We start from the raw sequence: 18,673 nt of genomic DNA, 5'->3' as shown, positions 1-18,673 counted from the left end.
CTTTTCACACGACCGGCGTCAGCAGCGGCTGACCGGAAAAATGCGCCGCCAGATTGTCGCGGACCAGCTTGCCCATGGCCTGGCGCGTTTCCACCGTGCCGCTGCCGTGATGCGGTTGCAAAACAGCATTCCTGAGGCCTGCAAAGCGCGGATCGATGGCGGGTTCATTCAGGAACACATCAAGGCCTGCACCGCGAATGCGACCCTGCTCGAGCGCGTCGAGCAAGGCGGCCTCGTCCACCGTGGTACCACGCGAAATGTTGACGAAAATGCCATCAGCGCCGAGTGCCTCGATGACCTCCCCAGTGACGATACCGCGTGTGCCCTCGCCGCCGGCAAGGGTGACGACCAGGAAATCCGACTGCCGGGCAAGCTCGACGAGGTCCCCGACGAACGCATAGGGAAGGTCCGGCTTCGGCGATCGCGCAAAATAGGAGACGGTGCAATCGAATGCGGCGGCGCGACGGGCAAAGGCGGCCCCGATCCTTCCCATGCCGACAACGCCGATGCGCTTTCCACAGACCCGGGTCGTCAGGTGCATGTTGCCCTTGGCCCAGCGTCCGTCGCGAACATGGGCATCGCCTTCGGCGAGCTGCCGCGCAACAGCAAGCATCAGGGCCATGCCCAGGTCGGCGACGTCCTCGGTCAGAACGTCGGGCGTATTGGTGACGCGGATACCGTTTTCGCGGGCAAAACGAAGATCGATCGCGTCCGTGCCGACGCCATAGCAGCTGACGATTTCAAGCTTCGGCAGTTTTTTCAGAAGCGCCGCCGAAGCGCCCAGTTCGCCACGGGTCGCCACGGCACGGATGCCATCGCCATGCCGGGCCAGGAACCCGTCTCGATCCTCGGCCTCCCAAAGCCGATGGATGGTGTAGCAGGATTCGAGATCTTCCATATCCCAGGACGGATAGGGTCCGATCATCAGCACCTCTGGTTTCGACATGGCTATCTCCTGAATTTTCCTGCTTGACTTGATATGTTATCGATAACATATGTGTCAATAGAAACCGGCCGCTGTAAATAGTCAGCGTCGTTGAAACAATACGGAATGCCGGGAGGCAGCTCATTCATGGGATTTCCACTGTTCGATCTGAGCGGACTTCGGGCGCTCGTCACCGGCTCCAGCCAGGGCATCGGCTACGCCCTTGCAGAAGGCCTGGCGGCCCATGGCGCCGCGGTGATCATCAACGGCCGCTCGGCTGAAAAGGTCGAAAGCGCGGTTGAAACGCTGCGCCAGGGCGGCCATACGGCCCATGCCGCCGTCTTCGACGTGACCGACAAGGCGTCCGTTGCAACAGGCGTTGGGGCCATCGAGGCAGATATCGGCCCGATCGACATTCTCGTCAACAACGCCGGCATGCAGTTCCGCACGCCGCTCGAAGATTTTCCGGCCGACAAGTGGGAGCTGCTGCTCTCCACCAATATATCCAGCGTCTTCTATGTCGGGCAGGCCGTCGCCAGACACATGATCGCACGCGGTCACGGCAAGATCATCAACATCGCCTCGGTGCAGAGCGAGATGGCGCGTCCGGGCATCGCGCCCTATACCGCGACCAAGGGCGCGGTGCGCAACCTGACGCGCGGCATGTGCGCCGACTGGGCGAAACACGGGCTGCAGATCAACGCCATCGCTCCCGGCTATTTCAAGACGCCGCTCAACCAGGCACTGGTCGATAGCGCGGAATTTTCCGGCTGGCTGGAAAAACGCACCCCGGCCGGCCGCTGGGGCAATGTCGAAGAACTGGTGGGATCGGCGGTTTTTCTTGCCGGCAAGGCCTCCTCTTTCGTGAACGGACACACGCTCTATGTCGATGGCGGCATCACCACCTGCCTTTAGGGGCCCGATCATCGTGATGGGCGTCAGCGGCTGCGGCAAGTCGTCGATCGGCGAGCGGCTGGCGGCTCATCTCGGCCTGCCCTACGTTGAAGGCGACAGCCTGCATCCGGCGGAAAACATCGCCAAGATGTCGGCCGGCATTCCGCTTGACGACGAAGACCGCTGGCCCTGGCTCGAGATCATCGGCAGTCGGCTCGAAGGCGCGCGGGAGACGGGTATCGTCATTTCCTGCTCGGCGCTGAAGCGGATTTATCGCGATCGGCTCCGGCGGGCAGCGGGCAGCGCCCTCGTGTTCGTCTACCTCAAGGGCTCGAGGGACATCCTTTTGGCGCGAATGACCGACCGTCCGGGGCATTTTTTCAAGGCCTCGCTGCTTGACAGCCAGTTGGCGACGCTGGAAAGCCCGGAAGGCGAGGATCGTGTCGTGACCGTCGATATCGCTCCCTTGCCGGACATCATTGCAACACAGGCGCTTGCGGGCCTTGCCGCCCTGAACGGAGTTGAACCATGACCGATACGCAAGCCTGCAGGGTCGCCGTCATCGGCGCCGGGATCATGGGATCGGCGATCGCAGCGCGGCTGATCGAGACCGGGCAGTCCGTTACCGTCTTTGATCTCGACAAAGAGAAAGTGAAGGCGCTGACGGACAAGGGAGCATCGGCGGCGGCCTCGGTGGCTGACGCCACCCGGCGAAGCGATTTCGTCATCCTCAGCCTCAACCATGCCAATATCGTGCGGGCCGTGGTGTTCGGTCCCGAAGGGATCAGCGCGGGTGCGGACGCAACCAAGATCTTGATCGACATGTCTTCGATCGACCCTGCCGACACGGCAGAAATGGCAGGAAGACTGGCAAGCGAGACCGGCATGAAATGGGTCGATTGCCCCCTGTCCGGCGGCGCACCCGGCGCTCTTGGTGGCCGGCTGACGATCATGGCAGGCGGCGAGGAAGCCGATTTCGAGCGCGCCCGGATGGTGATGCAGCATCTCGCCCGCAATTACACGCTGATGGGTGGCAGCGGCGCCGGCCAGACGACAAAACTCATCAACCAGCTGTTCTGCGCGGTGATCTTCCAGGCGGTGGCGGAAGCGACGAAACTAGCCGAGGCAGGCGGCGTCGATGCCGCTTCCATTCCGGCGGCTCTCGCCGGCGGCCGCGCCGACAGCAGCATCCTTCAGGAATTCATGGGCAAGTTCGCCGCCCGCGACTACACGCCCACCGGCCGGATCGACAATATGCTCAAGGACCTGGATTCCCTGCAGGCCTTTGCCTTGAAGACAAAGACACCTTTGCCGATGACCGGCCAGGTCGTCGAAATCCATCGCCTGCTCTGCGCTGCCGGCCTTGGAGCGCGCGATTCCGCCGAAATGATGCGCCTGCTCGACGGCGCCTTCGCCTGATAAAATCGGTGTAAGGCCACTTCGGTCCTTGACTATCCGGGCATGTTATCGATAACATATGTCTCAGTCGACGCTTTGGGAGGAGCAGGGATGGACAGCCGCAAACTCATCGAGTTTCAGGGGATCACCAAGATATTTGGTGGTACCCGCGCGCTCGAAAATGTCTCCATCAGCCTGATTCCGGGTGAAATTCTTGCTCTTCTCGGAGAAAATGGCGCCGGCAAGTCGACCCTTATCAAGACGCTGGCCGGTATCTACAAGCCAGACGGCGGCCAGATCCTGTTTCGCGGCGAGCCCTACAGCCATCGCCCGCCCAAGCCGAACGAGCGCCAGCCTGTGGCCTTCATCCATCAGGACCTCGGTCTCGTCGAATGGATGACGGTCGGCGAAAATGTCGGCCTCGCACAGGGCTTTTCCCTGCGCTCGCGACTGATCGACTGGCGCCGGACGGAAAAGCGGGCGCGCGAGGCGCTGAAGCTCGTCGGCTGCGATTTCGATCCGAGTACGCGGGTGCAGGACCTGACCCGTACCGAAAAATCGCTGGTCGCGATTGCCCGCGCCCTGGCTGTCGAGGCCGACGTGCTGGTGCTCGACGAGCCGACCGCCAGCCTGCCGGCCGACGAGGTGGAACGGCTCTTCGATGCCATTCGCCCGTTGAAGGAACGCGGTGTCGCGATGATCTATGTGTCGCATCGCCTGGACGAGATCTTCCGTATCGCCGATCGCGTCGCCGTCTTGCGCGACGGTCGCCTGGTCGGCCAGCGCCCGGTTGCGGAAACAAAGCCGGACGAGTTGATCGAGATGATCGTCGGTCGCCCGGCCAACCAGCTCTTCGTCAAGGCGCCCAGCAAGCCGGGCAAGACGGTGCTCGCTGCCCGCAATCTCGTTTGCACGGGAACCGGGCCGATTTCCTTCGACATCCGCCAGAATGAGCTGCTCGGGCTCGTCGGCCTGCGTGGCGCGGGCCAGGAACTGATCGGCAGGGCCTTGTTCGGCTGCGAAGCCTTCGGCGGCACCATACACCTGAACGGCGAGGAACCGGACCTGGCAAACCCGGTTGCGGCGATGAGATCCGGCATTGGGCTCATCGCGCGCGACCGCACGGAGGAATCGGTGGCAATGTCGCTGTCGCTTCGGGAAAACACTTTCCTCAATCCGGGCGCATCCGGCCGCGGTCTGTTCTCGTTCCTGTCCCCGGGGAACGAAGCCGAGCAGGCACGCAAGATCGGCGAGACGGTTGGCCTTCGCCCGAACGACCAGAGCCTACCGATCGAAGCGCTGTCAGGCGGCAACCAGCAAAAGGTCGTCGTCGGCCGCTGGCTGCGAACGGGCCGCAAGTTGCTCGTCGCGGAAGACCCGACAGCGGGTGTCGATATCGGCGCGAAGGCCGAGATCTACAAGCTGATCGCCCGGGCGCTCGAGGCCGGCCTTGCCGTCGTCGTGGTTTCGACCGACTTCGAGGAAATTGCCCATATCTGCCATCGCGCACTGGTGTTTTCACGCGGCCGCATCGTCGCGGAACTGCAGGGCGACGCCCTTACCACATCCGCCGTCATAGCCGCCGCGTCGGCATCGGAAGCCGCCTGAGAGCCACGGGAGCCAAGAACCATGCAATCGATCGAATCCACGGCCCTTGAGCCGACGCGCAGCGAACTGGCCGGACTGACCGCGAGCCAGAAGATTGCTCGCTATATCCCCGTCTATGGTCTGGTTATCCTGACAGTGCTGCTGATCGTCCTGTTTTCGATCCTCCTGCCGGCAACCTTCCCGACGCTTCTCAACCTGCGCTCCATCGTCTCCGACAAGGCGATCATTGCACTCCTGTCGCTGGCGGCGATGATCCCGATGGCATCCGGCCGCATCGACCTTACGGTTGGCTATGGTATCGTGCTCTGGCATATCCTGGCGATCAGCCTGCAGACCATGTTCGGAGTGCCCTGGCCGGTGGCTGTGGCCATCGTGCTTGCGCTCGGCGCCATCACGGGTTTCCTCAACGGTCTTCTGGTTGAGGTCGCGCGGATCGACAGTTTCATCGCGACGCTCGGAACCGGCACAATCCTTTATGCGCTGGCGCTCTGGCACACGGGTGGCCGGCAGGTGGTCGGGGTCCTGCCGGAAGGCTTCTACGCGCTCAATGGCACGATGGTCCTCGGCCTGCCGATCACCGGCTTTTATGTGCTGCTGCTCGCCGGCGCTCTCTGGATCATTCTCGAATATCTGCCAATCGGCCGCTACGTCTATGCCATCGGCGCGAACCCCAAGGCGGCGGCGTTGAACGGCATCCCGGTGCGCCGGTTCGTCATTGGCGCCTTCGTCTCGTCCGGAACGCTCGCCGCGCTCGCCGGTGTGCTGCTTGCCTCCAAGCTGCGCATCGGCCAGGCGAGCGTCGGGCTTGAATATCTGCTGCCGGCACTCGTCGGTGCCTTTCTCGGCTCCACCACGATCAAACCCGGCCGCGTCAATGTCTGGGGCACGATGACCGGGGTCATCATTCTGGCCGTCGGCATTTCGGGGATCCAGCAGACAGGCGGCTCGTTCTTCGTCGAGCCCCTCTTCAACGGCGTCACACTGCTCGTCGCCATCGGCATCGCCGGCTATGCCCAGCGCAAACGCGGTGCAGCCGGTAAAGCTGCGGCACCGGGCCCGTTGCCAACGAGAACATAAAACACCTGACGGAACACCATCTTCAAAGGGAGGAAGAACCATGAAACGCAGAACACTACTTCACGGCTCGATTACGGCACTCGCGCTGATGGCCGCGTGGCCCGCTCTGGCCGACGCGGTGGCTGATGCCAAGGCGATCGTCGACAAATACGCGACCCGCGTCACGGCCTGGGACGGCCCGAAGACAAGCCCGAAGGCGCAGGAGGGCAAGACGATCGTCGTTCTCGCCGGCGACCTGAAGAACGGCGGCATTCTCGGCGTCACCACCGGCGTCGAGGAAGCTGCCAAGGCGATCGGCTGGGAGGTCAAGGTGCTCGACGGCGCGGGCTCGATCGGCGGCCGCACGGCAGCCTTCGGCCAGGCGATGGCCCTGAAGCCAGCCGGCATCATCATCAACGGGTTCGATGCGGTCGAGCAGGGTCCGGCGCTGGAACAGGCCAAGGCCGCGGGCATTCCGCTGGTTGCCTGGCATGCGGGTCCGGTCATCGGTCCGGACGAAAAGACCGGTCTCTTCGCCAACGTCAGCACCGATGCCATGGAAGTCTCCAAGGCTGCGGCCGACTATGCCTATGTCGACGCGAATGGCAAGCCCGGCGTGATCATCTTCACCGACAGCACCTATGCCATCGCGATCGCCAAGGCCGACAAGATGAAGGCCGAAATCGAGGCGCTCGGCGGGAAGGTGCTCGAATATGTCGATACCCCGATTGCCGAAACCTCGCAGCGCATGCCGCAGCTGACGACCTCGCTGTTGCAGAAATACGGCGACCAGTGGACGCATTCACTCGCCATCAACGATCTCTATTTCGATTTCATGGGGCCGTCGCTTGCCGCAGCCGGCAAGGGCGGCACGGACGCCCCGATCAATGTGGCAGCCGGGGATGGTTCGGAATCGGCCTATCAGCGCATCCGCGCCGGCCAGTTCCAGAAGGTGACGGTCGCCGAACCGCTGAACCTGCAGGGCTGGCAGCTCGTCGACGAGCTGAACCGTGCCTTTGCAGGCGAGCAATGGTCAGGCTACCTCTCACCGCTCCATGTCGTCACCGCTGACAATGTCGAGTTCGACGGCGGGCCGAAGAACACCTTCGACCCGGACAATGGCTATCGCGACGAATACCGGAAACTCTGGGGCAAGATGTAACAGCCCTCCCAGCAACTGGGCACCGCGAATGGTGCCCATTTTTTTCTTCGACCGTCAGACATCCCGCCAACCGGAAGCAATCCCATGATCATTCGCTATGCCCTCTTCGAGGGGGAAATCCATCCAGGCAAGGAAGCCGAATTTCGCACTTACGTGAAAGAAAAGCTTGTCCCGCTCTGGACCCGGTTTCCGGGCGCCGAGGAAGTGCGCGTGCTGGACGGCGCCGACCGCGACGAGGGGGCACCAACCTTCGCCATGGCGCTCGCCATCCGCTATCCCGACATCGAGACGTGCAACAGGGCACTACAGTCGGATGTGCGCTTCGAAAGTCGCGCTGTCACCGGCGGATTGCTTGAGATGTTCAAGGGGCGCGTCCATCATCATGTTTTCACGGCGAACGAATATCCCACCTCGTAGGAGGACGCTTATCGCAAATCCTCCCGGCAGAGGTCGTCGGTCTATTCCTCGTCGCCTTCCTCAGGCATTGGCGTTGCGAGATCCGCGGACATCATTCTATCGCGGCCGAGCAGCCCCGCGTCCTCCAGCATCTCAATGTCGGGCAGATCACGCAGGGTGTCGAAGCCGAAGGCTGACAGGAATGCGGGCGTCGTCACGTAAGTGTAAGGGGCCCCGGGCTGGGGGCTGCGTGGACCCGAAGCGATCAGCTCGAGCGAACGCAGGCTGCCGATCAGGTCGCGGCTGATTTCTTTCCCGAAGATCTTCGAAAGTTCTGCGCGCGTCACCGGCTGGAAATAGCCGATCGCCATCAAAACGGCGGCCTCGTTGGTATTCAGATCGGCGGTTGCCCGCGTTGGCGCGCCGGATGCGCGGATTACGCCGGCATGAGCGGGTTTGGTACGATGCTGCCAGCCGCCGGCGACGGATACAAGCTCATACGGCCGGTCGCGCAGTTCCTCGCGCAGGTCATCGATCAGCAAATCGACACTGCAATTGCGGCCAACGACCCGCGCCAGCGTTTCGCGCGGCACCGGAATCGCCGAAGCGAAGATGACCGCCTCGACCCGCTGCATCCATTCGCGCCAGCGCAACTCCGGCGGCAGGTCGGCAAGCTCGGTGTCGAGGAGCACATTGTCTGAACCTCTGCGCGATCGTTCCGCCCTTCCGGCCCTGGCTGCATCTGCTTGCCTTGCCATGATTATAAACCGTAGATCCTGAACGTCGATCGCCCGGACAATTCGCGCACAGCATCGAATTCGATTAGGCGCTCAAACAGTCGACGGCTGGCCCAGCGCGACAGCCTTGCGGTCCGCAACGCACCGGAAACCGCATCCTCGTCGAGCAGGATACGGATTGCCTCGCCTGCACCCTTGGCCCGCAGCTTCGGCGCAACGGCCACCAGCCGATCCGCACGCCTGGCGAGCTCGGACGCCAGCCGGCATGCCTCGGCCGACGCCTGCGCCAGAGCAAGACACACCGCCCGCTCAAATCCCGGCTCTGCCGGGCGCACACGCCCCCTCCCCGCCTCGAGACGAAACGCGGGTGAAGCGCGGTGCGCCATCAAGAGCGGGATCGGGCGATCCCAGTTTAGTCTTTGCGCCAGCACCCAGTCGGCCAGCCACCAGGCGAGCGCCTCGGCATCGGGACGAACGGACAAAACCTCCGCCACGATCGCGGCGGCGGCAAAGGGAGCCATCCGCCCGGCTTGATTGAGGTCATCGGTCATGGCCGGGATGGCGGCAAGCTCGTCACTCCAGCGGATCGTGAAGAGATCGGTGAGTTCGCGCAGCACCTTCATGTCGATTGGCACCGACCGGGCCGCTAGCCGCTTATAGGCCGCAAAGATGGAGCCGGCAGGGCCCAGATCATCGCCGGCCCCACGCAAAACCCAGACGTCCCGCAAGGCCGCCTCATCCTCGGATCGGCCCGTAAGCCGCACCGCGGATACGGCACATTTCAGTGCCAGGCGCTGACGCCAGACCCCAGCCCAATCCGGTTGGAGCCGCACCAGATTGTCGAGCGTATTCAAGGCCGCTCCCGCCAGGAAGGCGGCTTCTGTGTCGCTGCTTACGGGAACGCGTGCAACTGCCCATGCGGGCACAACAGGCATTCGATCCAGCCGTACAATTTGCGAATCGGACTTCGACATTCCCGAAGGCTAGTTCAAGAGATCGCTTTAGGCCACGGAATTGTTCGAAAACCGCACAGCCTCCAGCGTGAGGCGACCAGCGGTAGTCGCTATATCCGCGTTGCCAGACTCATGCAGCCGCGGCGGTAAAGGGACGTCACCGCTTTTTCGGATTTCTCTCGGCGCCGTCCGTCAAGCCAGGATCAGCGCCATTGCAATCTTCGTCTCTGGCGCTGCCGCGGCTGCGCGACGACCGGTTGATTTCTCGTGTTCGCGCAGATCCCAGGTTCGCGTTCACGACATCCCCTAGCAGCCAACTGCCGCTGCCGAGAAGGAAGAGAAAGAGAACATAGGTTGCGTTCCAGAAGTGAACCGTCCAGCCGACGAGAAAATACCCCGTCATCACGATCAGGTAAGCCGTCCGATACCGCAGGCGTCGCTCGTCGGTTTCCTTTGTGAACGCGACGGACGCAACCATGGTCAGGAAGCCGCCCATCATAAAGATCCCCGCCGGAATGCCAAAAAGTATCGCGTGATACAGCCAATACATATCGATGCTTGGCGGCATCCACTCAGGCCGGTCCCATCGACCGTACCCCACACCGAAGATCGGATGGTTCAACGCGGATTGGGATCCAAATTCCCATATGAGGACTCGATAATAGGCGGAAGCCGGCTCAAAGGAAAAATAGGTCAGGAGAAACTCAAAGACGGTCTGGTTGGATGCCAGCTCTATGAACGCGTACATGGACAGCAAGATGACCCACAAATATTGCCAGCGCCTGGCATCCTTGGCGAGCAGCCAGTTCCAGAACAGGAGAGACACCTGGGCGACAATCGCCGTCAGTGGCCCCGAAGACAGGGACAGGCTGGCCGTGAGCAATACGGTCAGGGTGGCGAACCACCGCTTCGCCGCCGATATTTCTCCACCAAGCACCAGATGGACGAGCGCGAGGATTGCGCCGCAGGACACGCCGAAAAGGATCGGATGCTCGAAAACACCTTGGACGCGCCGCAATCCCCATCGGGGGTCCTTGATCGCTTCGGGATGCGTCGGGAAAAACCTTGAGAAGACGTCCAACGAGACATTGGCGTTTGTGATCGTTTCCACCAACGCGAAAGGCAGCATGATCGCGACGAGCACGAACAACAGCCGCGTCATGGCGTAAAACTGATCGGGCCCGCGGATGAAACATCGTCCTAAAAAATAGGCACCCGCAGTCTCCACGACGATTATGCCGCCTGACTGCAAAGCGACCTGTGCGTCGTGCACGACAAAGAGGCTTATCGGACACCAGATGCTGTAGAGAATGATCAGGATATCCGGCGCCCGGATTCTACCCGCCCTTCCGGCAAGCCACAGGAACATGCAAGGCAGGAACCCGGCAAGCAGTGCCACCCGGTAAGGAAGGAGCAGTAGGGGTCCTATCGTCCATAGCCAGGGAATGAACACGCCAATCAGAAACGCAACGACAAGCCAGGGAAGCGCTTTTCGCGTTGTCGCCGGCTCAGCCGTCACACGGGATCTCGCCTTTAGACGACGAGACACCAGAGGCCGAACAGTAGAGCGTGGTGACGTGACATGCGATCTAGCCGCAGCTTTCATGACCTCTCGCACTCCAACCTGCTTGAACATCGCATCGCGCCACGCTCCCCGAATGGCAAGGGTCACTTCAGCAGCCCGTGTCTGCGCCGTCCATATGGTCGAATTGCTCAGGCCTTAGCGCATTGGAGCGATTGTGGCAGCGTTAGGGGCAAGGACTAAGCCGAACGATGTATGGTTTACTGCCTGGAGGCAGGGCACCGCTACGCCTTTCTCCCGGGGTTTGCAGCGTCGGGACAGTTGCTATCCTTCGACCCTTCCAACAACTGCATTCGATGGATGGCCCTGCAGGATGAACACGGTCCCGGCACTTCTCGCCAAGGCGCGCAATTTCAGCGACAAGATACTGTGGGGACGACGCGTCGTTGGCATGGGAGCCGCTGCGAGAGGCGCAGTGCGGATAGGCTATCTATATCTTCGCCGACCCCGCAGAAGCGAGATAGAGTTGCGCTCCGGCCCAGTTCTCGAATTCGCCTTTCCGAGCCAGGTCCCGCGCGCGCTTCTGGCGTTTGGGGATTTCATCGATCCGGAATTCGCGTTTCTTCGCAAGGTTCATCGTCCGGATTGGATCGTCGCCGATGTCGGCGCAGCAATTGGCCAGTTCACCCTATTTGCCACCACGCTCCCCGCGGCCAAGGTCCACGCTTTCGAGCCGAGTTCCGCAAATGTGGCTGCCTTGTCGAGGAATATCGTCCGCAACAATGTCAGCGACAGGGTGGAGGTCCACAGGATCGCCTTCTCAAACGCCGAATCGGAAGCCTATTTCGAAACCACCCCAAGCACCTGGATGAGCGGCATTCGTGAAACCGGCACAGAGCGCGTCTCGGTTCGCACATTGAGCGCCGATTTTCAGGAGCGGGGATTGGAACATGTCTCCGTCCTCAAGATCAATGTCGCGGGATTCGAACCGCAGGTCATTGAGGGAGCCGCGGCTTTTCTGGCCGGAGGCGGAGCCGACATATTGATCCTCCTGCTTGGGTTGGGATCGCTGCCGTGGTACGCCAAGCTTGCCACATATGGTTACCGATTCTTCTATTATCATCCGAATGAGATTGTCCTCTATGAGGTCACTGCTTTCGATGCGGATTCGGTGCTGGAGCATCGCCCCTGGCCGGCTCGCAACATCATTGCCGTTCACCGATCGGCGATGGACAGGAGACCAGGCCTGACGATCCCGGTTCGCAAGATTTAGCTTGATGCTACGACACCTCGCTGGCCGCGTGGTGAGACTGCGTCAGGGAGCCGGCTCCCGTGTTAAAAAATGGAGATTCCCGCCCAGTTCGGAAACAACGAGACGCCGCTCGTCCCAGACGAGAACGGACACCGGTCGCGTCAGTCCGTCGAGAATAACTGTTCGACGGCCAGTTATTTTCTCCAGTTGGAGCAACCGGCCGCTGCCCTTGCGGAAGCCGTCCTTCTGATCGAAGGTCCCGTGTTCGAGGACAAGCATGTCGCCGTTAACTTCGACGGCGATGCTCACCGGTGCATTCAGGCCTTCGACGTCCAGCCTGGGCATTTGCACCCCACCCGCCTTGGGGATCGAAACGATCTTTCCCGTCCCGGCAACGAACGGAAAGCCACCGAACAACGCTATAAAGAGGCGGCCCTCGCGAAGCCCGATACCGGTCGGCACCGCGTCGACTACATAGCTCTCGCCCTCGGTGAATTCGGTCGGCGACAGGCGCCGCAGCGCCCCCGCCTCGACCATGCGGCGGAATGTGAGGATGGTGTCTTTCTGGCCATCCGCCTGCAGGCGTTCCACGCTGTTTCGCGCCGAGTCGATCACGTAGTAAGTTCCATCAGCGACTATGAAGTCGAACGGATTCCAGAAATCACTGCTGATGACACGAGCCTTGCCGGCCCGGTCGAGCGCGAGGAGGGCATGGTCGAGCGCGCCCTCGTCGGAACCGACCGGCGTCCATCCCTGGGCGACGATAAGGACATTGCCGGCGCGGGCGACACGATAGGGACCGGTCGGGTCGCCGATCACGTCCCGGCCAAAAGGGAAGTTCGGACCGAACGCGACAAGCCTGCCGTCTGCGCCCCGCCGGTAAAGGCGGCCACTGGCGAGATCTGTAACGAGCAGATCCCCGCCATCTCGCGACAACCCGGAAAAAGCGGCCCCCGGCGTGCTGAACGTCTCAAGCCTGTAGCCGGGGGCAACCGTCGGCTCGGCGCCGGCGTATGTTGCCAAGAATAGAAAACCGGCGGCAACCGTCAGGGCACAGAGCGAACGCATCGGAAGCCTCCATTGGCTGAGAAGCGGAATTCCGGGTCGTAGGCAAGGCGATAGGTTGTCGTAAGATGGTTTCGATCGCTGTTCCATGATCCGCCGCGTAGCACGCGGAATGCTGCGGCGCTCTCGGCCGCCTCCTCGCTTTCATAAGGCCCGTAAGGATCGCGGGTCCACTCCCAGACATTGCCGACAAGATTGAGGGCGCCGTCGTCGCTTGCGCCTCTTACGAAGGACTCCGCCGGCGCCGTCATCGGATAGCCGTCGCGCGCATCGCCGGAACAGCAGGGGTCGGCGCCGGAATTTGCGCGTGTCTCATCCGGCGGGCCGTCGCCCCATGGAAACGCGGCACCCGTTGTTCCTCGCGCCGCCCGCTCGTACTGCTGCTCCGACGGCAGGACCAATCCGTAGTGACGACAAAAGGCCTCCGCGTCTCCCCAACTCACCCCGACGACGGGCCGGTCGTCCAGTCCGAGGAGCGGGTGATTGGCGTAAAAGGCGGGACGGTGACCGGTCGCCTGAACGAAGCGCTCATATTGCCGGTTGGTGATCTCGGTGCGGTTGATTGCGAACGGCAGGCCCTTCAGAACGCGGCGCGGCCGCTCGTTTTCAAGACCCTCGTCGCGGCCGAAAACAAACATCCCTGCTGGAATTTCGATCAGTGGATTACCAACGATCGGGCTCGTTTCAGCGGCAGCGGCTTGAAATGCCACGGTCATCACCAGTACCGCTGCCCAGACATTAGAAATCAACACGATCTTGTGTCTCTCCGTTGTACAGAAATACGCGATCTGTCGCGACCTTGACACCGATCTGCTCGTCGATCTGACCGGTGAAATTCTTGTCGGCGCGCAAGGTCATCAGTTGACCACCCAACCGCAGGCTGACGAGCGTGTTCTCGCCGGTGAGTTCGACCGAGTAGATCGGCGCAACCAGATTGACGTCGTCATCCTCGACTGGAGCCGCATGGACGTCCTCTGGTCGCACACCAAGTACGGCGCGGGAAATGTTGGCCCGGGCGAAGCCGCCGACCCGAAAACCGGCGCTGTTGAAGATGCCCTCCTTGACCTCGCCGGGAATCAGGTTCATCGGCGGCGAGCCAATGAAACCGGCCACGAACAGCGTGCGCGGATCGTTGTAGATTTCCCGCGGCGTTCCGAGCTGCTCGATCACACCCTTGTTCATCACAGCCACGCGGTGGGCGAGCGTCATCGCCTCTATCTGATCGTGGGTGACATAGATCGTCGTGACCTGCAGTTCGTGCTGGAGATGCTTCAGTTCCGCCCGCATCTGGGTGCGAAGCTTCGCGTCGAGGTTGGACAGAGGCTCGTCCATCAGAAAGACACGCGGTGTGCGCACGATCGCGCGCGCGAGTGCGACCCGCTGGCGCTGGCCACCGGAAAGTTCCTTCGGCAGGCGGGACAGCATCGTGTCGAGTTCGACCCGCCGCGCGACCTCGGCTATTCGCCGCTTGCGTTCGGCAGGCTCCACTTTGCGGATCTTCAGCGGATAGCCGATATTGTCTTCGACGGTCAGGTGCGGATAAAGCGCGTAGGACTGGAAAACCATCGCGACGTCGCGATACTTGGGCAGGACGCCATTGATGCGATCCGCGTCGATGTAGATATCGCCCGAGGTGGCTTCCTCCAGGCCCGCGACCATGCGCATGGTCGTCGTCTTGCCGCAGCCTGAGGGGCCGAGCAGAACGAGGAACTCCTTATCTCTGATCTCGAGGGTGAAATTGTTCACCGCGACGAATTCACCGAACTTCTTGCAGACTTTTTTGAAGGTGACGGACGCCATAGGCCTCAACCCTTGACGGCGCCCAGGGACAATCCCCGGACGAGATGTTTCTGCACCATGAAGGCGAAGACGACGATCGGCACGCAAGCCATGAAACCGGCCGCGCTGATTTCGCCCCAATAGGTGTTGTACTGCGTCACCCGCCCGGCAATGCCGATCGGCAAAGTCTGCGATTGCTCCGTCAAGGTGATGATGAGGGACAGCAGGAACTCGTTCCACGAGATGATCAGGCAGAAGATGGCGGTAGCGGCAAGACCGGGCCTGGCGAGCGGCAGGGCTACGTGCAGGAACGCGCCCCAGCGCGTGTCGCCGTCGACCATCGCCGCCTCCTCCAGTTCAACCGGAAGGTCCTGGAAATAGCTCTTCATCATCCAGGTCGCAAACGGCAGGTTGAAAGCGGTGTAGGCGATGATCAGCGCCGACTTCGTGTTGAGCATGTCGAAATAGTTGAAGAACAGGTAGAGCGGAATGATGCTGACGATCGGCGGCATCATGCGCGTCGACAGGATCCAGAACGAAATCTGCCTGCGCCATTGCCAGGGATAGCTGAACCGCGCCAGCGCATAGCCGGCCATCGTGCCGAAGCAGACGGAAACGATGGTCGTTCCGACGGCGACGAGAAAGCTGTTCAGCGCATAGCGCAGGAACGGACGCTGGATGAAGGCTTCGTCATAGTGCTTCAACGTCGGGTTCTTCGGCACCCATTCCGGCGGCACGGCGAAAATATCGATATCGAACTTGAACGAATTCGCCGCGATCCAATAGATCGGGAAAAGCGTGACGACCAGCGCGACGACGATTGTCACATAGGCCGTCAGGCGAACCAGCATCTCCCTCAAGCGGCTGCGGACATGGATTTTTGGGACGATCTCCATGATCAGTCCGCCAGTCGCATGCGGTTCATGAACCAGGTGCTGAGGATGATCGTTACGAACAGTACGAACAGCGATATCGCCGCCGCGTAGCCGGGATCGGCGAAGCGGTAGGCGACCTGGTAGATGTAGAGGCTGAGGACCTTCGTCCGGTCGGCCGGACCTCCGCCCGTCAGGATAAAGACCAGATCGAAGAGGCGAAGCGCATCCATGACCCGCAGCAGCAAGGCAATGGCGATGACGGGCTTGAGGAAGGGCAGCGTCAGATCCCAGAACTGCCGCCAGGACGAGGCGCCGTCGAGTGCGGCGGCCTCATAGGGTTCGACCGGCAGGCTGGCCAGCCCCGCCAGCATCAGCAGGAAGATGAACGGCGTCCATTGCCAGACATCGGCGACGATGATCGAGAACATCGCCAGATCCACGTCACCCGCCCAGGCCTGCAGCGGAAGGCCGAGACGGTACATGATCTCGTTGAGAACGCCGAATTGCGGCTCGTAGATGAGCTTCCAGGTGATCGCCACCGCAATCGGCGGCAGCATCATCGGGATCATCAGCATCGTCTTCAGAAAGGTCAGCCGGCGGATATATTTGTCGAGCAGCAGCGCCAGGCCGAGGCCGAGAAGGAACTCGACCGTCACCGCCAGGACGGTAAACACCGTGGTGTTCAGCAACGCGACATGGAATTGCTGATCGGAGAGAAGCCGCACGAAGTTGCCTGGACCGACGAAGTCCCACGGCACATCGGGATTGGGGCTGATTTTGTGGACCGCCGCGTAGAACATGTAGATGCTGGGGAAAATCGTCAGCCCCAGCAGGATGATGACCGTTGGTGCCAGCATGAGGACACGCAAATGCCGCTCCGCCCACCGCTCCAGACCGCCGCCCGGTCGAAGCTGCGCGGTCGACATGCCGCTTGCGGACCCCACCATTCGTCTCTCCCCAAGCCCTTTTGATGCGCCTGAAAACCTCGCTTCGCGTGGCCATTGTCCGAAGCGGGAGGGCGAGAGCCGCGCGCGGCCTTCGGGCTATATCCCGCTTCAGCGTCTTGGTTCGGAGCGCCGCGCGTCGTGAACACGCAAAGGACGCTCTGTGTGATGCCAGGGCATCGCGTCCGCTTTCAAACCCGCTTGAAAGCGAAACGCTCTAGTAAATGTTCGTAATGCGCGAGACCGCGTCCTGCGCGTTTTTCAGGGCCTCTTCCGGCGTGACCGTGCCGGCAACGGCCTTGGAAAGTTCGATGCCGAACGCATTCTCGATCTCCGGCCACTTCGGGTGACGTGGACGCGGTGTCGAGGCCTGAATTGCCTCCATCAGCACCGGATAATGCCGGAACTTCTCCTGTTTGGTCAGTTCCGGATCGGTGAAGACCGAGGCTCGGACCGGTGGGTTGCCACGCTCGGCGGAAATCTTGATCTGCTCGGGCGAGGTTGCCCAGACCATAAAATCAAAGGCTTCCTGCTTGTTCTTGGACGCCGACATGATGCCCATTGTCCAGTGGCCGATTTCCGAGCTGCCCGGTTTTGTTCCAGCGGGTATGGGGCTGTAGGAGATCTTGCCGACCATCTTCGACTGGCTTGGATCCTCGAAGGTCGCAACCCAATTCGGCCAGTTGATTGACGAGGCTGCGGTACCTGCAGCGAGCGCGGTGCCAACCTCATTGGCATTGTAGCTCTCCACGCCCTTCGGAGAGATGTCGCGCAGCGCCATGAACGTCTTCATGGCGGCGGCGCCTTCGGGTGTGTCGATCGTTACCTTGGTGCGGTCGGCATTGAACATATCCGCGCCATAGGACCAGAAGATCGGCATGAAATCCGCAACCACCGGGTTTCCCTGGCCGCCGCGGAAAACGTAGCCGAAATAGCGGCCGCCGCCACCGTCGGTCAACGTCTTGCCGGCCTTCAGCACGTCATCCCAGGTCTTCGGCACGTCAACGCCGGCTTCCTTGAACTTGGCGGCGTCATAGAAGAACATCTGTGCGTTTCCCACATAAGGCAGGCACACATAGGGGCCTGCATTGTAGGGGTTGCGGCAGATTGCCAGCGATTTCGAAAGGAAATCGCTGTCTGGCCCCTCCATTCCGGCACTCTTGAAGAAGGGCGTCAGGTCCTCCAGGTGCCCGTTCTCGGCGAAAAATGGAATCCATGGGTCGTCCATCAGGATGATATCGAAGACACCGGATTTGGTGGACCCCGCATTGGCGCCCTGTTCGAAAACATTGGCATAAGGCGCCTGGACGGCCTCGACCTTCGTTCCCTTCAGCTTTGCGTAATCGGCGGCCGCGGCCCTCAGCCCGTCGCCCTCGCTGCCGGACGGCACGAGGATGGTGATGTCGGCCCATGCGGCTCCGTTGAGCGCGAGTACCGACGTCGCGACAGCCAAGGTGAAAAACAGTTTGCGAAGCATTGTGTACCTCCCGTTCCGAGCTGTTATCCAAACACCTTCTCGTAGGGGCTCACTCCTTCCGGCATGGCGGAAACGCTCACTCTACACCCATGCAGAACCACTCTGCGCCAAGGCGAAACATCGTCCGGCCCGTGGTCATAGTGCCGGCCTTGCTCCTAGCCTCAATCTTATCACAACAGCCGCCTTATTTAGAGAGGTTGTATTAGTATTTTATAAAATTTCCCCTTGGGTAGTAATCGAGGCGTTCTATAACGCTGACCTGATGACGTCGCGACGGAGCGTCGAGAGATGGCTCCAAGTGACGTGCTCCTCGAGACCCGCATCGTGTCGGACACGACGATCGACGCGCATCATCGGGGCGCGAGAAAAATGGTAAAGCAAGATGTTGCTCCGAGAGATTGGCTGAAGGCTGTCATTGAACGTGAAGACAAGCAGCAGTGACAGACGTGCCCGCATGCTTCGTGCCTGATTGGGGGTAATGATCGCGAACGCGCTGACCCGATGCTTTCTTTCACAACGCGACAAAACTTGACTGTAAGGCGATTGAATAATTCGGCAACGCAAACTAAGCCTTGGCATGCTTCGATCCATACTTTTGAGCAGGAACGATCGAGACATATGTTGTATCGC

19 protein-coding genes are annotated in these 18,673 nt (G+C 61.3%); 9 read left to right on the top strand and 10 right to left on the bottom strand.

Going from position 1 to position 18,673, the window contains the following annotated elements:
- Window positions 1-4 precede the first annotated feature (4 nt).
- Window positions 5-946, bottom strand: a complete 942-nt coding sequence (locus tag A3AY_RS0129145; protein WP_018329204.1) for a 2-hydroxyacid dehydrogenase — start codon at window positions 944-946, stop codon at window positions 5-7.
- 126 nt (window positions 947-1,072) lie between these two features.
- On the opposite strand from A3AY_RS0129145, the gene A3AY_RS0129140 reads away from it, so the two are divergent.
- The 7 genes from A3AY_RS0129140 to A3AY_RS0129110 all read left to right on the top strand — a co-directional run bounded on the left by A3AY_RS0129140 (window position 1,073) and on the right by A3AY_RS0129110 (window position 7,460).
- Window positions 1,073-1,840, top strand: coding sequence for an SDR family oxidoreductase (locus tag A3AY_RS0129140; protein WP_018329203.1), 768 nt, complete (start codon window positions 1,073-1,075; stop codon window positions 1,838-1,840).
- Complete coding sequence (locus tag A3AY_RS0129135) at window positions 1,815-2,351, top strand: gluconokinase (protein WP_026203953.1); 537 nt, start codon at window positions 1,815-1,817, stop codon at window positions 2,349-2,351. Before A3AY_RS0129140 ends, A3AY_RS0129135 begins: the two co-directional genes overlap by 26 nt.
- Complete coding sequence (locus tag A3AY_RS0129130; RefSeq protein WP_018329201.1) at window positions 2,348-3,238, top strand: NAD(P)-dependent oxidoreductase; 891 nt, start codon at window positions 2,348-2,350, stop codon at window positions 3,236-3,238. Before A3AY_RS0129135 ends, A3AY_RS0129130 begins: the two co-directional genes overlap by 4 nt.
- Window positions 3,239-3,328: 90 nt before the next feature.
- A complete protein-coding gene (locus tag A3AY_RS0129125) occupies window positions 3,329-4,825 on the top strand; it encodes a sugar ABC transporter ATP-binding protein (RefSeq protein WP_018329200.1) in 1,497 nt (498 codons plus the stop codon).
- A 21-nt stretch (window positions 4,826-4,846) separates the two neighbouring features.
- Complete coding sequence (locus A3AY_RS0129120) at window positions 4,847-5,902, top strand: ABC transporter permease (protein ID WP_018329199.1); 1,056 nt, start codon at window positions 4,847-4,849, stop codon at window positions 5,900-5,902.
- Between the two features lie 40 nt (window positions 5,903-5,942).
- Window positions 5,943-7,043 carry an ABC transporter substrate-binding protein gene (locus tag A3AY_RS0129115; protein ID WP_018329198.1) on the top strand — a complete coding sequence of 367 codons (1,101 nt, stop codon included), beginning with the start codon at window positions 5,943-5,945 and terminating at the stop codon, window positions 7,041-7,043.
- 84 nt (window positions 7,044-7,127) lie between these two features.
- Complete coding sequence (locus A3AY_RS0129110; protein WP_018329197.1) at window positions 7,128-7,460, top strand: hypothetical protein; 333 nt, start codon at window positions 7,128-7,130, stop codon at window positions 7,458-7,460.
- 41 nt (window positions 7,461-7,501) lie between these two features.
- Here the strand turns inward: A3AY_RS0129110 and scpB are convergent, their stop codons facing one another.
- From scpB to A3AY_RS36465, 3 genes are all read right to left on the bottom strand, one after another.
- Window positions 7,502-8,197, bottom strand: coding sequence for an SMC-Scp complex subunit ScpB (gene scpB, locus A3AY_RS0129105; protein ID WP_051108432.1), 696 nt, complete (start codon window positions 8,195-8,197; stop codon window positions 7,502-7,504).
- A gap of 2 nt (window positions 8,198-8,199) precedes the next feature.
- Window positions 8,200-9,111 carry a DUF1403 family protein gene (locus A3AY_RS0129100; RefSeq protein WP_245275967.1) on the bottom strand — a complete coding sequence of 304 codons (912 nt, stop codon included), beginning with the start codon at window positions 9,109-9,111 and terminating at the stop codon, window positions 8,200-8,202.
- Window positions 9,112-9,286: 175 nt separating this feature from the next.
- Window positions 9,287-10,648, bottom strand: coding sequence for an O-antigen ligase family protein (locus A3AY_RS36465; protein ID WP_018329194.1), 1,362 nt, complete (start codon window positions 10,646-10,648; stop codon window positions 9,287-9,289).
- Between the two features lie 376 nt (window positions 10,649-11,024).
- Here A3AY_RS36465 and A3AY_RS0129090 point away from each other — a divergent pair, with 376 nt between their 5' ends.
- Window positions 11,025-11,924 (top strand): FkbM family methyltransferase, encoded by a 900-nt coding sequence (locus tag A3AY_RS0129090; RefSeq protein WP_018329193.1) that lies wholly within the window; start codon window positions 11,025-11,027, stop codon window positions 11,922-11,924.
- A gap of 42 nt (window positions 11,925-11,966) precedes the next feature.
- Here A3AY_RS0129090 and A3AY_RS0129085 read toward each other — a convergent pair whose 3' ends face one another.
- From A3AY_RS0129085 to A3AY_RS0129060, 6 genes are all read right to left on the bottom strand, one after another.
- Window positions 11,967-12,971 carry a ScyD/ScyE family protein gene (locus tag A3AY_RS0129085; protein ID WP_018329192.1) on the bottom strand — a complete coding sequence of 335 codons (1,005 nt, stop codon included), beginning with the start codon at window positions 12,969-12,971 and terminating at the stop codon, window positions 11,967-11,969.
- Complete coding sequence (locus tag A3AY_RS0129080) at window positions 12,950-13,684, bottom strand: formylglycine-generating enzyme family protein (RefSeq protein WP_018329191.1); 735 nt, start codon at window positions 13,682-13,684, stop codon at window positions 12,950-12,952. Before A3AY_RS0129080 ends, A3AY_RS0129085 begins: the two co-directional genes overlap by 22 nt.
- A 22-nt stretch (window positions 13,685-13,706) precedes the next feature.
- Window positions 13,707-14,768, bottom strand: a complete 1,062-nt coding sequence (locus A3AY_RS0129075; RefSeq protein WP_018329190.1) for an ABC transporter ATP-binding protein — start codon at window positions 14,766-14,768, stop codon at window positions 13,707-13,709.
- A gap of 5 nt (window positions 14,769-14,773) precedes the next feature.
- Window positions 14,774-15,643: a carbohydrate ABC transporter permease gene (locus A3AY_RS0129070; RefSeq protein ID WP_018329189.1), complete on the bottom strand. Its 870-nt coding sequence runs from the start codon at window positions 15,641-15,643 to the stop codon at window positions 14,774-14,776.
- Between the two features lie 2 nt (window positions 15,644-15,645).
- Window positions 15,646-16,569, bottom strand: a complete 924-nt coding sequence (locus A3AY_RS0129065) for a carbohydrate ABC transporter permease (RefSeq protein ID WP_018329188.1) — start codon at window positions 16,567-16,569, stop codon at window positions 15,646-15,648.
- Window positions 16,570-16,783: 214 nt separating this feature from the next.
- Window positions 16,784-18,043, bottom strand: a complete 1,260-nt coding sequence (locus tag A3AY_RS0129060) for an ABC transporter substrate-binding protein (protein WP_018329187.1) — start codon at window positions 18,041-18,043, stop codon at window positions 16,784-16,786.
- Window positions 18,044-18,331: 288 nt separating this feature from the next.
- On the opposite strand from A3AY_RS0129060, the gene A3AY_RS39485 reads away from it, so the two are divergent.
- The gene (locus A3AY_RS39485; RefSeq protein ID WP_018329186.1) at window positions 18,332-18,484 is read left to right on the top strand and encodes a hypothetical protein; all 153 of its coding nucleotides are present in this window, start codon (window positions 18,332-18,334) and stop codon (window positions 18,482-18,484) included.
- Window positions 18,485-18,673 lie beyond the last annotated feature (189 nt).

The organism is Rhizobium giardinii bv. giardinii H152 (assembly GCF_000379605.1).
Taxonomy (GTDB): Bacteria; Pseudomonadota; Alphaproteobacteria; order Rhizobiales; family Rhizobiaceae; genus Pararhizobium; species Pararhizobium giardinii.
This window is presented reverse-complemented; position numbering and strand designations above follow the sequence as displayed.

Excerpts from the sequence above, each read along its gene's own strand:
- A3AY_RS0129145 (WP_018329204.1), bottom strand. The coding sequence starts at position 946 with ATGTCGAAACCAGAGGTGCTGATGATCGGACCCTATCCGTCCTGGGAT.
- A3AY_RS0129140 (WP_018329203.1), top strand. The coding sequence starts at position 1,073 with ATGGGATTTCCACTGTTCGATCTGAGCGGACTTCGGGCGCTCGTCACC.
- A3AY_RS0129135 (WP_026203953.1), top strand. The coding sequence starts at position 1,815 with ATGGCGGCATCACCACCTGCCTTTAGGGGCCCGATCATCGTGATGGGC.
- A3AY_RS0129130 (WP_018329201.1), top strand. The coding sequence starts at position 2,348 with ATGACCGATACGCAAGCCTGCAGGGTCGCCGTCATCGGCGCCGGGATC.
- A3AY_RS0129125 (WP_018329200.1), top strand. The coding sequence starts at position 3,329 with ATGGACAGCCGCAAACTCATCGAGTTTCAGGGGATCACCAAGATATTT.
- A3AY_RS0129120 (WP_018329199.1), top strand. The coding sequence starts at position 4,847 with ATGCAATCGATCGAATCCACGGCCCTTGAGCCGACGCGCAGCGAACTG.
- A3AY_RS0129115 (WP_018329198.1), top strand. The coding sequence starts at position 5,943 with ATGAAACGCAGAACACTACTTCACGGCTCGATTACGGCACTCGCGCTG.
- A3AY_RS0129110 (WP_018329197.1), top strand. The coding sequence starts at position 7,128 with ATGATCATTCGCTATGCCCTCTTCGAGGGGGAAATCCATCCAGGCAAG.
- scpB (WP_051108432.1), bottom strand. The coding sequence starts at position 8,197 with ATGGCAAGGCAAGCAGATGCAGCCAGGGCCGGAAGGGCGGAACGATCG.
- A3AY_RS0129100 (WP_245275967.1), bottom strand. The coding sequence starts at position 9,111 with ATGCCTGTTGTGCCCGCATGGGCAGTTGCACGCGTTCCCGTAAGCAGC.
- A3AY_RS0129090 (WP_018329193.1), top strand. The coding sequence starts at position 11,025 with ATGAACACGGTCCCGGCACTTCTCGCCAAGGCGCGCAATTTCAGCGAC.
- A3AY_RS0129085 (WP_018329192.1), bottom strand. The coding sequence starts at position 12,971 with ATGCGTTCGCTCTGTGCCCTGACGGTTGCCGCCGGTTTTCTATTCTTG.
- A3AY_RS0129080 (WP_018329191.1), bottom strand. The coding sequence starts at position 13,684 with ATGACCGTGGCATTTCAAGCCGCTGCCGCTGAAACGAGCCCGATCGTT.
- A3AY_RS0129075 (WP_018329190.1), bottom strand. The coding sequence starts at position 14,768 with ATGGCGTCCGTCACCTTCAAAAAAGTCTGCAAGAAGTTCGGTGAATTC.
- A3AY_RS0129070 (WP_018329189.1), bottom strand. The coding sequence starts at position 15,643 with ATGGAGATCGTCCCAAAAATCCATGTCCGCAGCCGCTTGAGGGAGATG.
- A3AY_RS0129065 (WP_018329188.1), bottom strand. The coding sequence starts at position 16,569 with ATGGTGGGGTCCGCAAGCGGCATGTCGACCGCGCAGCTTCGACCGGGC.
- A3AY_RS0129060 (WP_018329187.1), bottom strand. The coding sequence starts at position 18,043 with ATGCTTCGCAAACTGTTTTTCACCTTGGCTGTCGCGACGTCGGTACTC.
- A3AY_RS39485 (WP_018329186.1), top strand. The coding sequence starts at position 18,332 with ATGGCTCCAAGTGACGTGCTCCTCGAGACCCGCATCGTGTCGGACACG.